This is a genomic window from Flavobacteriales bacterium, assembly GCA_021739695.1.
GTDB lineage: Bacteria > Bacteroidota > Bacteroidia > UBA10329 > UBA10329 > UBA10329.
In genome coordinates this window covers 63,390-79,656 of record JAIPBM010000009.1, presented here as the reverse complement: position 1 = coordinate 79,656, position 16,267 = coordinate 63,390, and the positions used below count along the sequence as shown (strand labels likewise).

Sequence of the window (16,267 nt, the reverse complement as noted above, 5' to 3'; positions counted from 1 at the left end):
TTGGGGCAAAACTACTTTGATAACGCCCTCGGAATTGTCAACGAATGTGCCGAAGTTTCAAATTGACCGTTTTCGGTCAAAAGGTCAGTTTCGGTAACTCTTTGTCAGTTCGAAGACTGACGAAAAGATCGCTTTCTCTTTTTCATCGAACTGTTTGCCACGTCTTTGCATCACGCGTTCCGCAGTTGCGAACGCTTTCTCCATTGTGTATTCGGTGAATCCAGCTGCTCCGCCCCATTGAAATGAGGGAATGAAAGTGCGTGGAAATCCTGAACCAAAAACATTGGAACTCACGCCTACAACTGTTCCTGTATTGAACATGGTATTGATTCCAGATTTGGAATGATCGCCCATGATGAGGCCGCAAAATTGCAAGCCTGTTTTGGCGAATCGCTGCGTTTCATAGCTCCACACCCGAACCTCGTCATAGTTATTTTTGAGATTGGAATTGTTGGTATCAGCACCCAAATTGCACCACTCGCCAAGCACCGAATTGCCCAAAAATCCATCGTGCCCTTTATTCGAATAGCCTATAATGACCGAATTATTGACCTCGCCTCCTACTCTACTTTCGGGTCCAACGGTAGTTGGACCATAGATCTTGGACCCCATCTTCACTTGACTTCCTTCGCAAAGCGCAAAAGAACCGCGGATAATGGAACCTTCCATTACTTCGCTATTCTTACCAAGATAAATGGAACCGCTTGATGTATTGAAAATGCACGCTTCCGCCTTTGCACCTTCTTCCAAGAATACCTTTCCATTTCCGATAACTGTGTTGCTTTCAGAAAGCTTTTGAGAGCTTCTTCCTGAGCTGATCAATTCAAAATCAGCTTCAATCGCTTCTCCGTTCCTTGAAAAAATGTCCCAAGGATTTTCAACTGTCAGAATTGCTGGTTCGAACTCAATTCCTGATCTGTCGCTAAGATCAGCCGAAGAAACATCTCCTTCTATCCTGAGAGCAAGCAGTTTGCCTGCTTTCACCAATCGCCCACCTATTTCTAGCGAAGCGATGGCAGCAATCAACTCTGCATTCGGGCAAACACTACCGTTTACCAGAATGTTTTCCTGCGCAGAAACTAAAGGGAATTTGACCGAAAGGTAATCCTCTGTTATTGTACTCGTTGACATATTCATCATGCGTTCCCACTTCTCGCGAATGGTGAGAATACCAATGCGCAAATCGCACACTGGACGGGTGAAAGTCAAAGGGAGCAGTTTCTCCCGCGAATCGTCAAAAAGAATGTAGTTCATGCAAGAGCTAAAGTGCGAAAATAAAAAGCCCCGAACACAAAGTGATCGGGGCTTTCTGAATAAAATCGTCTGTGACTATCCTTCAGTATTCTCGTCTTCTTCTGGTTTAACAGCAGAAGCACGGTGAGTTTTGTATCGGTTACGGAATTTATCAACACGTCCGGCAGTATCTACCAACTTCATTTTTCCAGTGTAAAATGGATGAGAAGTATTTGATATCTCCAATTTGATCAATGGGTATTCATTCCCATCTTCCCACTTAATAGTCTCTTTTGATGCCACGCAAGACTTTGTACGAAACGATTGTTCGTTAGACATGTCTTTGAATACAACGTATCTGTAATCTGACGGGTGAATTCCTTCTTTCATAATAACTCGTTTTTCAGAATGGAGCGCAAAGATAAACAAAAGCTTCTTTTAAAAAACACTGAGGTCAATGAAAGTTTGTATTCGATTTTTGATCCCATTTTAAGGCAAAATCAATTAGCGCTTTTGCAACAGAATTTAAGGTGTTTGAAGACAGCCGATCGATCTTATCTAAACGTGTATGATACGTTGGATGAAGCCCTTTCATGGACATTCCTACGATTGAAAGTGCCGGAATTCCGTGCTGCGAAAAACTGGCCGCATCTGTAGCTCCTACTGGAATCGTTCCGCGTTTCGGGTCGAGCGCATGCGCAGAAAAAACCTCTTCTACTTGAGCGAGAAGCTCAGAATCATGACGTAAAAACAAGGATAACTCTCTTTCGATAAGGTGCATTTCGTCCTTTTCGAGGATTCCATCTAGATTAATGACGTGTGCATTCTCACCCCTTAGAAGATTCAAATTCTCCTTCACGTAAGCCGATGAACCTTTCAATCCGGTTTCTTCACTTCCGAAAGACACCATTTTAACACGTGTGTGCTTAAGCTTTCCTACCAAAGCTTGCGCAATGGCTTCGGAAACAGCAACGCCAGAAAGATTGTCCTGCGCACCATCAACCACCGTTTTTCCATGAATGAAAAAGAATGAAACGGTTGCTGGAACAATTCCGACAAATATCCAGTAGGCTATTTCAATTGATGGCGTCCAATCATTCAAGAAAAGGAATAGAACAAGAATTGGAAGCAGCACAAAAGCTAAGCTGCTCAAAATCATCAACCGAATGCCCCAATCTTTGAGCCAATACCACCAAATAAATTCGGGCGTGCTGTCCATGTGCCCTGAAAAAATCAATGTAGAACGAACTTCGCTTTGCGGTTCAATCGTTCCTATAATGTTCAAAGAACGTTTCTTCGGGTAAAGGAAATCGAGCCAATTGCGATAAGCGACAAAATGCCCGAAGAACAAAATGGCATTGACAAAGGCAAGCGATAAAGCAACTGGCACAGAAATCCAAACAAATACCAACGACAAATAATATCCCACACAGAAAAGTCTGAGCGAACTGAACTTTGCCGTAAGCGCGTCTTCAAACTCATGCACTTCAACTTCGTTGCAATACGATTCCAAGCGCTCTTTCAAAAAATACTGTGCATTTCGCTCTGCTTCACTCCCCGCTCTTCGCGGTCCAAAGCGATCAATGATCTCAGAAATAAGTTCGATTGGGGTATTCATTGATATTTAGTAGTTGGCGTACAATTTAATGGTTTGTTCAACGTAGTTAGCCCGTTAAGTATATTTGCCGAAAATGAAAATACTCCGACTCGCGTTTCCACTTGCTATTCTAATTGCACTGCTAAGCAGTGGTTGTAAAAAAGATGCTCTGAACGGAAATGGCGCATTGAGTTTTTCTACCGACACCGTGATTTTCGATACGGTTTTCACAACAATCGGCTCTGTAACCAGACAATTCAAGATCTATAATCCGAGCAGCAGCGAGGTGACCATTTCGTCCATCATGCTGGCTGGCGGACAACAATCTAAGTATAGAATGAATTTGGATGGTGTGCCAGGTGTGGCGTTCAGCAACATTACCATTCCTGGCAAAGATTCGTTGTTTGTGTTTGTAGATGTAACGCTTGACCCGAACAATCTAAGCGAGCCTGCCATTGTAACAGACAGTGTTGTCTTCAATACCAACGGGACGATTCAAGACGTGGACCTGGTGGCTTTCGGTTGGGATGCAGACTTCACCTATCCGAATGTATTTGATAATCCGATTGGGCCATATCGTTTCTTGAACTGTGACATTACTTGGACATCTGCCGTTCCTCACGTCATATATGGTTGGGCAGTTGTACCGGATGGATGCACGCTTACCATTGAAGCCGGAAGTCGTATTTATAGCCACAAGGGTTCGGGAATTATTGTGGATGAGGGTGGAACGCTTATCGTAAACGGAACACCCCAGAATCAGGTGGTTTTTGCAAGTGATCGTTTAGATGATTTTTATGAAGATCAGGCTGGTGAATGGAACAGAATCTGGTTGTACAACGGTAGCAAGAATAACGTCATCAATGGCGCAGTCATCAAAAATGGAAATGTTGGAATAGAGGTCGACACCATCAGTCCTGGCTCAAGCAATCCAACCTTAACCATAAGCAACACCATAATTGAAAACATGGCTGGTGCAAGCCTAGTATCCTATTCAGGAACAATTGACGCATACAATTGCGTCTTTGGTAATGCTGGCCAATACTCGGTTGCACTTTTAAATGGTGGAGTTCATAATTTTTATCACTGTACAATCGGCAATTATTGGGTGAATGGAAATCGTCAAACCCCTTCGTTGCTGCTTACAAATTGGATCGAAATTGGTGATATTATTTATAGAGTTGATTTAGCTAGTTATTTCGGAAACTGCATCATCTATGGGAACAACCAAACCGAACTTGGATTGGACAAGGATGCATTTGCAGCTTTCAATATTGAATTTGACAATTGCCTACTTAAAGTGGACTTCAATGCCGAGGAACCCATCGACATCAGCAGCGTGAGTGAATTCCATGAGATGATCTACAATCAGGATCCGAAATTCGTTGACCCGGTAGATCAGAATTTTGAACTGGATACTCTTTCTGCCGCCATTAATGTCGGGAAAGAATCAATTACCAACGATGCATTGCTAAGTCAAGATGTTGCTGGCAATCTTAGAATTGTAGGCCCAAAACCTGATCTAGGCGCTTACGAGCGACAACAATAGGACTTCCATTACCAAATCGGATTCAAGCAAAGTTGGCAGAAACCCACTTCTTGAATAATCAAGTGCTGCAATTGCCGTAAATCCCAATTGAGATTATAAATTCGTTGATCGGCTTCATCACGAATTGAGTTTCATGCAACCAACAACATTTCATCGAGCCAACAGCATTAGAAGTCTTTGGACGGTTAATGGTGATCCATGCGTAATGGTCGGCTTTGAATTGAGATTTAAAAAATCGTGATGGGAATGGCTGTTAAGCAAGAAAAATACCTGAAGCGTCCAGAAGATTTCGCCTACGATATTCAGCGGATTGGACCAAACGATTTTGACCAACTTGTTCCTCTCATGCAAGACTGTTTCGGAACGAGCATAGATATTGATTACTTCCGATGGAAATATATTCAAAACCCTGAAGGACGTTTCATTGGGTATGTGGCAATTGACACATTCACGAAGAACTTGGGAGGTTTTTTTGGCGTTACCTCGGAAACTTTTGAATTTTCAGGTAATCCACGAACGATTTACCGTTCGTGCGAGATCATGATACATCCTTCACATCGGAAAAGAGGAATTCTTAAGAAACTTTCAGGGCGCTGTTTTCAAGAACTTAAAGAAGAGGGAAATCTTTTTGTTATCGGCTTGGGAAATGATCAAACAACGAGTCAATTCCTCAAAATCGGTTGGCAACATTTATTTGATTATCGCTACTATTTCAAACCTACAATCCTATGTCGGTTTTCACAAGGATCGGATTCTGTTCGAGCCGAAATCAAACTCAGCACAGCCAAAAAAGCTATTGAGGAAGGATTGGACGCCAATAGAATAGAAATTTCTTCGAGCATTAGGGCGTTGCGCACCCCTGATCAGATCAACTGGCGATTAAGCAATCCGCGATACAACTACTTGGCCCTTCGATTGAAAAATGACGATGGAAGCTACATTCTGTTCTATGTAGACAAGGACAAGTTGGTGATCTTTGATCTGCGTTTGACCACCTTAGAAAGTGGAAAGAAAATGATTGCTTTTCTGAGTCAGGAAGTTGTAAAAAAAAGTTTCACCGGCATTGTTTCTTGTAGTCAAGAAAATGGTGTTGATGCCAAAGTTCTTAAGCAATTAGGATTTCTGGGTAACTCCTTCAGCTTTGGCCCTTATCAAGAACGAATACCTTTCTTGTTTTATACTCACGAGGATGAAATGGAGAACTATCATTCTCCTTCTGATTGGGGAATTACAACCTACGACAACGATTCTTTTTGACCTTTGCGAAGTAATCCAACCCTGCTCAACTCATACTCGAAACAATCAAAGAATGATAAATACTGTTTTTAAAGAAGGACTTTTTAGAGAGAAGGTGGTGCTGATAACCGGTGGTGGAACTGGAATTGGACTGCGAATTGCACGCGAGTTCGGCCTACTTGGAGCCAAGTTGATCATTGCAAGCCGAAACAGAGAAAAACTGGATGCTGGATTGAAAATTCTTCATGATGACGGTTCTGAAGCCATAGCCTTGGAGTGCAATATCCGTGATGAGGACAGCATCAAAGCATGCGTATCCGCTGCCATCGAAACATACGGACGAATTGACGTGCTTGTAAATAACGGAGGTGGACAATTTCCATCGCCCGCAGAATTCATCAATAGAAAAGGTTGGCATGCGGTGATTGAAACCAATTTAACCGGAACATTCTTTCTGACCCAAGAGGTTTTCAATCAATCTTTCTCCAAAAATGGTGGTTCGGTCATCAACATAACCATGGACAATCGGAATGGGTTTCCAATGCTGGCACACTCGGCTGCTGCGCGCGCAGGCATTCAGAACTTAACCATGAGCCTAGCCAATGAATGGGGCAAGCATGGTGTACGAATAAACAGTATTTCTCCTGGCACCATCGAATCAAGCGGATTGGATACTTACGCGCCTCAGTTTCAAGAATACGTGAGAGGATATGGTAAGAACAATCAGCATTTCAGATTGGGAACAGAAGCAGAAGTGGCTGGTGCTGTAGTTTTTCTTTCTTCGCCTGCGGCCGCATTTATCACTGGAATCAATCTTGCTGTTGACGGTGGAGAATCGATTTACACACCACTTATGCCTCCAATTGAAAACAGCCGAAATCAGAAATTTGACGATGAGTGACATTGATCAGAAATTTGACCTTTGAACTCGTTACCTTCGGATAATAAGTTAAAATTTCAATGAAAAGTCTTCTGGAAATATATCGTTCACCCGAAGTTTGGGGATTTACAGATGATGTAACCGTCTACTTCGTTCCGGGATTTGCAATCTTGATTCTTCTTGAGTTCTACATTGGATACCGTGAAAATCTCAAGCTGCATGAACCAAAAGACAGTTTGGCAAGCATTGGAATGGGAATCGGTTCTTTGATTCTTGGCGTTGGCGTGAAATTCGCAGCTTTCGGTTTTTTCCTATACCTCTACCAATTCGATCTTTTGGGTTTCAAGCAATATTTAGGAATGGACAAGTGGTACGCTTGGGTTATTCTCTTTTTTGCAGACGATTTTTCGTTCTATTGGCATCACCGACTCAGCCATTCTATACGTGTTCTTTGGGCTGCGCACATCAATCATCATTCTTCGGTCAATTACAATTTGGCCGTTGCGCTTCGTCAGAGTTGGACAGAACTGTTCTATAAATATGTTTTTTGGATGTGGCTTCCTCTCATCGGTTTTCATCCTATCATGATCTTTACGATGATCGGAATCAGCCTGATCTATCAGTTTTGGGTGCATACCAAAACCATTAAATCGCTTGGTCCGATTGAATGGATTTTCAATACACCATCGCACCATCGGGTGCATCATGCAAGTAATGTTCGTTATCTGGATAGGAACCATGCAGGCATTCTCATTATCTGGGATCGCATGTTAGGCACGTTTCAGAAAGAAGAAGAATCTGATCCTGTGGTTTATGGAATCACTTCCAATATTCACACTTATAACCTCTTCAAAATTGCGTTTCATGAGTTCGGCAATATTTGGATGGATGTGAAAAGTGCACCAGACCTGAAGACCAAGCTGGGATATATTTTTGCTGCACCAGGATGGAGTCATGATGGAAGAAGCAAGACTTCTGAGCAGTTGCGTAGAGAGCGAAATAACAGCATCGTAGCACATAAGTAATTCTACGTATGGTTATTTGGTGACAAGTTGGTATTATTGTCGCACAACCTATTAATCTTATACACTATGAAATCAAAGTACTTACTGTTTGCCATGCTTGTTGGAGTTGCCGTTTCAACAACTGCTTGTAAAAAATGTCAAACCTGCACTTACCAAGGTGGATCTGAAGTAGAAATCTGCCGTGATGATTACGGAACACCACAACTGTATGATGCTTACATCCGATCTTTGGAGACCCAAGGATACACTTGTAAATAATCGTTAAACGAGTTTTAAAAAAGAAAGGCTGCTCCGATGGAGCAGCCTTTTTAGTTTTCAATCAATGGTAATCGACTTAAGCGGCTTTAAGCTTACTGATGGTAGAGTTAGACAGCTTTTCACGTGCGTAATCAACCGTTACGGTAATGTGCTTATCGTCAGACGATGGCAACTCGAACATCGCATCAATAAGAATGGCCTCGCAGATGGAACGCAATCCGCGCGCACCGAGACTGAATTCGATGGCCTTTTCTACTACATAATCCAACACGCCTTCCTCAATTTCAAGTTCAACCTTGTCCATTTTGAAAAGCTTCTTGTATTGTTTTACCAAAGCATTTTTTGGTTCTGTGAGAATGCGTTTCAATGCATCAGCATCCAACGGATTAAGATGGGTAACAACCGGTAATCGTCCGATCAATTCTGGAATGAGACCAAAGTTTTTAATGTCTTGAGCCGAGATGTATTGAAGCAGATTGTCTTCATCAATCTCTTCTTTACCCGTGTGAGATGCATAGCCGATCGTCTGTTTCTTCATACGCTTGGCAATGATGCGCTCGATGCCATCAAATGCTCCTCCGCAAACGAATAGAATATTCTTAGTGTCAATGGCTACCATCTTTTGTTCAGGATGTTTTCTTCCTCCTTGAGGTGGAACATTAACCACAGAACCTTCCAACAGTTTCAGCAATCCTTGTTGAACTCCTTCGCCAGAAACATCTCGCGTTATGGAAGCATTATCGCCCTTGCGCGCAATTTTATCAATCTCATCAATGAAAACGATTCCTTTTTCGGCAGCAGCCGCATCGTAATCGGCAGCTTGAAGCAATCTGCTTAGAATACTTTCTACGTCTTCGCCAACATAACCGCTTTCAGTAAGTACAGTTGCATCTGCAATACAGAATGGGACATTCAGCATTTTAGCAATGGTTCGCGCCAGCAAGGTTTTACCCGTTCCTGTTCTTCCAACAAGGATGATGTTTGACTTTTCTACTTCTACATCATCATTTTCCTTGTCTGGCTTTTGCACCAGTCGCTTAAAGTGATTGTACACGGCAACAGCCAATACTTTCTTCGCCTGATCCTGACCGATGACATACTCATCTAAAAAGGTTTTGATCTCAATCGGCTTAAGCAGATTCAATGATTGATTGATCGTCTTATCCTGTTTGCTGGCAAACTCTTCGTTCACGATCTGGTATGCTTGCGCAATACACCTATCGCAAATGTGTCCGTTAATACCAGCAATCAACACTGCTGTGTCTTGTTTGTCCCTTCCGCAGAAAGAACACTTGATATGTTCTTTATCCTTACTTGCCTTCATGTTCCACTATCCTTTTCACTGGACCTCACGGAATATCGTAAAGTCCAGCTTTGGGTTCCAATTTACGGCTTATTTAGTTCTTACCAGAACCTCATCAATCATTCCGTACGCTTTTGCTTCTTCCGCTGTCATCCAATAATCGCGGTCAGAATCTGCCCAAACTTTATCATAGGTCTGTCCAGAATGAGTTGCAATAATGTCGTATAATTCCTTTTTCAACTTGGCAATTTCGCGAGCTGTGATTTCGATATCAGACGCTTGACCTTGCGCTCCGCCCAATGGCTGATGAATCATTACTCGAGAGTGTTTCAAAGCTGTTCTCTTTCCTGTTGCGCCTGCACAAAGAAGTACTGCTCCCATCGATGCCGCCATTCCAGTGCATATAGTACTTACATCCGGTGCGATATATTGCATGGTGTCGTAAATTCCTAAACCTGCATAAACTGACCCTCCAGGAGAATTCAGATAGATCTGTATGTCTTTTTTATTGTCTGCACTTTCCAAGAAAAGAAGTTGTGCTTGAATGATGTTTGCCACGGTATCATCAATCCCAGTTCCAAGGAAGATGATTCGGTCCATCATCAAACGCGAGAACACATCCATTTGTGCCACGTTCAACGAGCGTTCCTCGATGATATATGGAGTCATTGAGCCAATCACACTATCGAAAGTGGTGCTGCTAATGCCTCTGTGCTTAATTGCGTACTTTCTAAATTCGTTACCGTCCATTTCTTTCTGCTACTTATTGTTGTTTAAAACGAAGAATGCCGAATATCGCAATTAATGGCAATACGCGGCATTCTCAGTATAAGACAGTTTTTAACTGCCATTTGTTCTTTAAACGTTCTCTTTTGCTAGCATTTCGTAGAACTTCTCGCTGCTAACTTTCTTCTCGTTCAAATGAGCTTTGCTTTTGAATAGCTCCATTACCTTTTGATCATACAATTGATCATTCAATTTGCGAACCTCATCCTGACGTTTCATAAACTTCTCAACCATATCATCCATGATCTCATCGTCCGCTTGCTGCATTCCGTAATAAGCAAACTGCTGATGAAGTTGAGCACGAACTCCGTCTCTCAATTCATCTGAAGTAACCTTGATATCGTTTTCGCGAATAACCTTGTTCTCAATCAATTGCCACTTCAACCCATCACGATAGTTCGGATATTCAAGTTCAATTTGTTCTCTGCTTGATTTATTCTCATTAACGGTGGTCAACCAGCGTTTTAGGAACTCATCTGGCAATTCGACTTTCGTGTTTTTCAATAGATCAACAACGATGTCGTTCTTCAATTTCCGATCGCTTTCCTTTTCAAAGTACGTTGAGTAATCCTGCTTGATCTTCTCTTTCATCTGCTCCAAGTTGGTCACAGATCCGTCAGGATACATTTTCTTTAAAAGGTCTTCGTTCAGTTCAGCTGGCTTCAAGCGCTGAATCTTTTCAATAGTGATCTTGAAATCCTTGTTCAAGTTTGCCAGCGCATCTTTCGACACACCCAACATGGCAGCTGTATCTGCTGTATTAACAGAGAAATCAGAATAAACCACGGTTACAACATCGCCTAATTTCTTACCAACGATCTGCTTCTTCACATCTTCATTCAATCGATCCAACGCAATGCTTGATGAGTGAAGCACACCACCTTCTTTGATGCTTTTGTCTTCATTCAACTCAACCCATTGAACCTTGACGAGGTCATTTTCGCCAATGGTATCGTGCTCCACCATTTCTCCACTTCGTTTAGAAATGTTCTCTAGAGAGCTTTCGATATCCTTATCTGTCGCTTCAATCAGGTAGTAATCAAACTTGAAGTTCTTTCCTAGATCGAGTTCGATCTTTGGCGCTAGACCAAGATCGTAGGTAAATTCCATCTCTGCTGGATTCTCCCAATCGGCCTTTGGTTCAATAGTGGCAGATGGAAGCGGATTTCCAAGTATCTCCAACTTCTCGTTTCCGATGTATTCGTACAGTTTATTGCCAAGCATCTTGTTCACTTGATCTACCAAGATGGATGCACCGTACATTTTCTTCACAACGCCAACTGGCACTTTTCCTGGTCTAAATCCTGGTATGTTAGCCTTACGTGCTTGATCTTTTAGTGTTTTCTCAACCAAAGGCTGATAATCTGTTGGCTGCAATTTGATTGTTACCCGTGCATTCAGTTCGTCAATGCTCTCTTTGGTAATGTTCATCGTACTCATTTATTGTTTTTAATAACTCCTATTAGCAAAAAAAGGGACCTGCTTTTCAGCAGTTCCCTCTTTTAATGGTGCGGATGGAGGGACTCGAACCCACACACCTCACGGCACCAGATCCTAAGTCTGGCGTGTCTACCAATTTCACCACATCCGCGTGTTTTATAAGAACCATCCCGTTTTCGGGACGGCAAAGTTAATTTTTTATTGAAAACAAACATCTCTTTTTTTCAGCTGAATAATATGTTGCCAAATCGATGATTTGAACACGTGGCTTTCAAGCTGAAGACAACTTGAAACCGTTCAGTTACCTTTGCATTCAAATTCTGAATTAGATGAGAAGTTACACACCAATGGAAATGGAAACTCCGCAGTTGCACGGCCTGTTGCTTAGTGCCATTGCGCCACGACCCATTGCTTTTGTGAGTACTGTAGATAAAGATGGAAAACCGAATTTGGCACCATTCAGTTTCTTCAACGTTTTTAGTGCCAATCCACCAATTGCCATTTTTTCTCCGGCAAGGCGCGTTCAGGGAAATACCACTAAACACACTTTGGATAATGTGGAAGCTACCAATGAATGTGTCATAAACGTGGTTAGCTACGATATTCTGCATCAAATGAATTTGGCCAGTTGCGAGTTTGAAGACGGTGTGAATGAATTTGAAAAGGCTGGATTGACTGGTATTGCCTCTGATGTGGTGAAAGCGCTTCGTGTGAAGGAAGCACCTGTTCAACTGGAATGCAAGGTTCGCGAAGTGATTCATTTGGGAGAAAATGGAGGCGCAGGAAATCTGGTCGTTTCTGAAGTGGTGAGAATCCACGTATCGGAAAATGTATTCGGAGAAGACGGCAATATCGACCCACAGAAACTTGACCTTGTAGCCCGAATGGGTCAGAATTGGTACTGCCGTGCGCATGGCGATGCGGTTTTTGAAGTTGCAAAACCAGGTCGTATTGTAGGAATGGGATTTGACGGATTACCGTTGAACATCCGCCATAGTTCGGTACTTACAGGCAATGATCTTGGCCAACTTGCCATGGCTTCTGCCCTACCACCTTCGAGTGAAATTCAAGAATATTGCAATCAAGCTAATCTGAAAGAATTGATAAAAGACCACTCTCAGAACCCGAAGGAGGTGGAACACATGCTGCACAAAAATGCGCAGCGTTTGTTAGAAGAGGGAAAAACAACCGAAGCATGGAAAATGCTTCTATCCATACAATGCATATAAGTTGAGCGCAGACGTCCATCAATTAACAGCCACAACGTTGGCAGGCTTCGAAGAGATTCTGGCTCACGAACTAAGATCTTTTGGTGCTAGAGATGTGGAAATCGGAAAACGTGCCGTTTACTTCAAAGGCGACCTTGGTTTTATATACAAGGTCAACTTCCGCTCGCGATTTGCGCTTCGCGTACTGAAACCGATCAAATCCTTCGTTGCGATGGATGAGAGCGCTTACTACGCTCGGATCAAAGCTTTTCCTTGGGAAAATTATTTGAGTAACGATAAGACGTTCTCCATTAAATGCGCACTCAACTCGCAAACGTTTACCCATTCTCTGTACATGTCACTGAAGGCAAAAGATGCCATTGTTGACAGACTGCGAGAGAAAACGGGAGATAGGCCGAACGTAGACAGAGAAAATCCTGACCTTCCTATACATGTTCATATCGATAAGGAGTTGGTGACCCTTTCGCTTGACTCGACTGGGCATTCGTTGCACATGCGCGGCTACAGGCAAATTACCGGGCAAGCACCGATAAATGAAGTGCTTGCCGCAGGCATCGTTGAATTATCTGGTTGGGATCCAGTTACTCCATTCTATGATGGCATGTGCGGTTCTGGAACCATTGCCATTGAAGCGGCCATCAAAGGCCTGAACATGCCACCCGGGCTGTTCAGAAAGCTAGGTTATTCCTTCGAAAAATGGCCTGATTTTGACCAGAAACTATTTGACACCATCATTGACGGATCAATGGAACGCATTTCTAATACACATCTTAAGATCTATGCTTCAGATGTGAGTGCAAATGTGGTTTCTAAGGCCAAAAAGAATATTTACGGTGCTGAATTGGATGAGGACATTCAAGTTTCAGTGCAGGAATTCCTTGACTTGAAACCAACGGAAACACGAGGTACGCTGGTACTAAATCCACCGTATGGCGACCGCATGGACAAGGAAGATATTGATGAACTTTATAAAAACCTAGGCGATGCTTTTAAGCAGAACTGGAAAGGTTTCTCTTGTTTCATGATCACCGGTAATCTTGGCGCATTAAAAAAGGTTGGCCTGAAATCAACCAGCAAACTGGAGTTATTCAACGGATCAATTGAATGCCGATTGGCACGCTTTGACGTATACGAAGGATCTAAAAAACACCAATCATGAAAGCTTTAACAGGCATTCTAGCTTGCTTAGTGGTATTTGGTTTGGGAGCGCAGGCTCAAACGAGAAATTGGAGAGAGATGATCTCTGATCCAGATGTACGGTTTCAAGATGTGCAACAGGCATTTTATGCCGAATTCGGTGATTCCGTAGGGCCTAAAGGATCAGGATGGAAACAGTTCAAACGTTGGGAATGGTTCATAGAACAGCGACTTTCCGAAAACGGTGATGCAGCAGATTCCAGAATCATTTACGAAGAAGTTAAACGAGCAGCACTTCAAAAACAATACAGAGGTAGCAATGGCGATTGGCAATTGATCGGTCCAATTGAAGAACCTCTAAACGGACAAGGCGAATCTATTGGTCGTATTTCCGCTGTAGCCTTTCACCCCACAGACACCAATCAGATCTGGGCCGGAGCGCCAAGTGGCGGATTGTGGAAATCTGCCGATAACGGTCTTTCTTGGGAGCCTTTGACAGACGACCTCTTGAATATTGGCATTGCTGAAGTGGTTGTCAACCCGCACAATCCAGATACGATTTACCTCGCTTCGGGAGATGAAAGCGCGAGCGACACATACACTTACGGGGTAATGATTTCCACGGATGGTGGATCAACTTGGGACACAACAGGATTGAGTTTTGCGGTGAGTTCAAAATATAACATTACAAGAATGTTGATGGATACTGCACACACGAATGTCTTGATTGCGGCCACAACAAATGGAATTTACCGCACAGAAGATGCAGGTGTAACTTGGACACAAACAAGGACAGGGAATTTCTCCGATCTCGAATTCAAACCATTCAGTTCTGATACGATCTATGCTTCTACCAATTCAGGTTCGCTTCCTCCATTTTTCATATCAACTGATAATGGACTGACTTGGACTGAAAGCACAACTGGCATGAACTCAAATGCCATGATCCGCGTGAAAATTGCCGTTTCACCAGTAGCTCCTAATGTGGTGTACGCTCTAGCCAGTCGGTCAGACGAAGGAATGGAAGGTCTTTATCGTTCTGACGATTCAGGCGCAACTTGGGCCTTGATAACAAGTACACCAAACATGATGTCTGGTGACGAGTTTGGCATCGAAGGTGGCGGACAAGGTTGGTATTCCATGGATTTGGCCGTGTCTCCATTTAATGAGGATGAAGTCAGAGTTGGCGGTATCAACATTTGGAAATCAATCAATGGAGGCACCAACTTCATACTTGATGGCCATTGGTTCGGAGCAAATGGAGTTTATGTTCATGCAGACCAGCATCGGCTACAGTATCAACCTATTACTGGCCAATTCTACGCAGGATGCGATGGTGGACTTTACAGGAGATCGCATTATTTCAACGGCTATGAAAGCATAAGCAGCGGCATGTCCATTACTCAGTTTTACCGATTGGCAAATGCTCCTTCAAATCCAACGATCATTTTGGCCGGAGCACAAGACAACGGCACTTTCCGATGGAAAAACAACCAATGGCTAGGTGTATTTGGTGGCGATGGCATGGAAGCTATGATCGACCCTACGAATCCGAATATAATGTACTGCACTATTCAGAATGGAGAGTTGCATAGAAGTGATGACGGTGGCAATTCTTTCGGTGACGACATTGCCCCTGCTCAAGGTGCTTGGGTAACGCCTTTTATGATGGAACCAGGAGAACCTCAAGTGCTTTATGCAGCTTCAGGAAGTATCGTTTATCGTTCAGATACTGGAGGATCAGATTGGTTCGAATTTTCGCCATCGCTTACGAGTGGCAATAATGGTCCGCTGATCTTGTTGGATGTGGCCCACACAAATACAGAATACATCGTTTCAGGATCGAAACGAACGCTACGTCTAACTACCGATCTTGGTGACACTTGGAACAATATCATCACAGGTCTTCCAACCAATAATTTAACCTATGTGGCTTTTGATCCACTTGAAGAAAATACCATTTGGGTAACGTTTTCCGGTTATACCGATGGCAAGAAAGTTTACCGAAGCACCAATGCGGGCCAAACTTGGGAAAACATGAGCATGAATTTGCCGAACCTTCCTGTTAACTGTATCGAGATTGAGCGAAGCTCAGCTGGTGGAGTTTATGTAGGAACTGATGTAGGCGTTTATTATTGGGATCGTAATCTGACGGAATGGGAGCCTTATATGACTGGACTTCCGAATGTGATTGTTTCGGAATTGGAGATTCAAGAATCTGCTCAAGTAATTCGGGCGGCTACTTTCGGACGCGGTCTGTGGGAATCTGAGACGAGGAATTTCTTGAATGTTGGAATTAGCGAAGAGCAAATATCAGCTTCTTTGGAAGTGAAAATCTGGCCAAATCCAGCATCAGATTTCGTGGAAATTCAGTTCAAAGATTCGAAGACTTCTAAAAATCTGAACCTGATTGATGCTTACGGAAGAACAATAGAACAATCTTTGAATCCATCGCAAAATTCAATCATAAGAATAGGCATCCAACAACTGGCAAGTGGCGTCTACTACTTAACAGACATGAGCAATAAACCTGTTGGCAGATTTATTGTAAGTGGGCATTGAACATTACTGTAAAAGTGTAGTTTAGTGTTGCA

Annotated in this window: 14 protein-coding genes and 1 tRNA gene; 8 read left to right on the top strand and 7 right to left on the bottom strand. The window is 42.9% G+C overall.

The genetic code is table 11. The annotated features are described in order from the left end of the window. Positions 1-84: 84 nt before the first annotated feature. The 3 genes from K9J17_07675 to K9J17_07665 all read right to left on the bottom strand — a co-directional run bounded on the left by K9J17_07675 (position 85) and on the right by K9J17_07665 (position 2,851). Positions 85-1,254: a GlmU family protein gene (locus K9J17_07675; GenBank protein MCF8276597.1), complete on the bottom strand. Its 1,170-nt coding sequence runs from the start codon at positions 1,252-1,254 to the stop codon at positions 85-87. Between the two features lie 75 nt (positions 1,255-1,329). Then, on the bottom strand, positions 1,330-1,623 hold the full coding sequence (locus K9J17_07670; GenBank protein MCF8276596.1) for a type B 50S ribosomal protein L31: 294 nt from the start codon (positions 1,621-1,623) through the stop codon (positions 1,330-1,332). A 64-nt stretch (positions 1,624-1,687) separates the two neighbouring features. Beyond that, positions 1,688-2,851: a Zn-dependent exopeptidase M28 gene (locus K9J17_07665; protein MCF8276595.1), complete on the bottom strand. Its 1,164-nt coding sequence runs from the start codon at positions 2,849-2,851 to the stop codon at positions 1,688-1,690. Positions 2,852-2,924: 73 nt separating this feature from the next. Between K9J17_07665 and K9J17_07660 the strand changes: the two genes are divergently transcribed. From K9J17_07660 to K9J17_07640, 5 genes are all read left to right on the top strand, one after another. Beyond that, the gene (locus K9J17_07660; GenBank protein ID MCF8276594.1) at positions 2,925-4,379 is read left to right on the top strand and encodes a right-handed parallel beta-helix repeat-containing protein; all 1,455 of its coding nucleotides are present in this window, start codon (positions 2,925-2,927) and stop codon (positions 4,377-4,379) included. A 246-nt stretch (positions 4,380-4,625) separates the two neighbouring features. Beyond that, positions 4,626-5,636 carry a GNAT family N-acetyltransferase gene (locus K9J17_07655; GenBank protein MCF8276593.1) on the top strand — a complete coding sequence of 337 codons (1,011 nt, stop codon included), beginning with the start codon at positions 4,626-4,628 and terminating at the stop codon, positions 5,634-5,636. Between the two features lie 52 nt (positions 5,637-5,688). Beyond that, positions 5,689-6,516 (top strand): SDR family oxidoreductase, encoded by an 828-nt coding sequence (locus tag K9J17_07650; protein ID MCF8276592.1) that lies wholly within the window; start codon positions 5,689-5,691, stop codon positions 6,514-6,516. 59 nt (positions 6,517-6,575) lie between these two features. Beyond that, on the top strand, positions 6,576-7,520 hold the full coding sequence (locus K9J17_07645; protein ID MCF8276591.1) for a sterol desaturase family protein: 945 nt from the start codon (positions 6,576-6,578) through the stop codon (positions 7,518-7,520). A 66-nt stretch (positions 7,521-7,586) separates the two neighbouring features. After that, complete coding sequence (locus tag K9J17_07640; GenBank protein ID MCF8276590.1) at positions 7,587-7,778, top strand: hypothetical protein; 192 nt, start codon at positions 7,587-7,589, stop codon at positions 7,776-7,778. A 76-nt stretch (positions 7,779-7,854) separates the two neighbouring features. Here the strand turns inward: K9J17_07640 and clpX are convergent, their stop codons facing one another. From clpX to K9J17_07620, 4 genes are all read right to left on the bottom strand, one after another. Then, the gene (clpX, locus tag K9J17_07635) at positions 7,855-9,102 is read right to left on the bottom strand and encodes an ATP-dependent Clp protease ATP-binding subunit ClpX (protein ID MCF8276589.1); all 1,248 of its coding nucleotides are present in this window, start codon (positions 9,100-9,102) and stop codon (positions 7,855-7,857) included. Between the two features lie 69 nt (positions 9,103-9,171). After that, positions 9,172-9,831, bottom strand: a complete 660-nt coding sequence (gene clpP / locus K9J17_07630) for an ATP-dependent Clp endopeptidase proteolytic subunit ClpP (GenBank protein ID MCF8276588.1) — start codon at positions 9,829-9,831, stop codon at positions 9,172-9,174. Between the two features lie 108 nt (positions 9,832-9,939). Then, a complete protein-coding gene (tig, locus tag K9J17_07625; GenBank protein ID MCF8276587.1) occupies positions 9,940-11,307 on the bottom strand; it encodes a trigger factor in 1,368 nt (455 codons plus the stop codon). A gap of 66 nt (positions 11,308-11,373) precedes the next feature. Beyond that, a tRNA-Leu gene (locus K9J17_07620) sits at positions 11,374-11,458 on the bottom strand. A 178-nt stretch (positions 11,459-11,636) separates the two neighbouring features. Between K9J17_07620 and K9J17_07615 the strand changes: the two genes are divergently transcribed. Genes K9J17_07615 through K9J17_07605 form a run of 3 tightly spaced genes read left to right on the top strand, consistent with a single transcriptional unit; the run spans position 11,637 to position 16,235 of the window. Next, complete coding sequence (locus tag K9J17_07615; protein ID MCF8276586.1) at positions 11,637-12,536, top strand: flavin reductase family protein; 900 nt, start codon at positions 11,637-11,639, stop codon at positions 12,534-12,536. Between the two features lies 1 nt (position 12,537). Next, positions 12,538-13,695: a class I SAM-dependent RNA methyltransferase gene (locus tag K9J17_07610; protein ID MCF8276585.1), complete on the top strand. Its 1,158-nt coding sequence runs from the start codon at positions 12,538-12,540 to the stop codon at positions 13,693-13,695. Continuing rightward, positions 13,692-16,235: a T9SS type A sorting domain-containing protein gene (locus K9J17_07605; protein MCF8276584.1), complete on the top strand. Its 2,544-nt coding sequence runs from the start codon at positions 13,692-13,694 to the stop codon at positions 16,233-16,235. The genes K9J17_07610 and K9J17_07605 overlap by 4 nt, the downstream gene beginning before the upstream one ends. Positions 16,236-16,267: the final 32 nt, after the last annotated feature.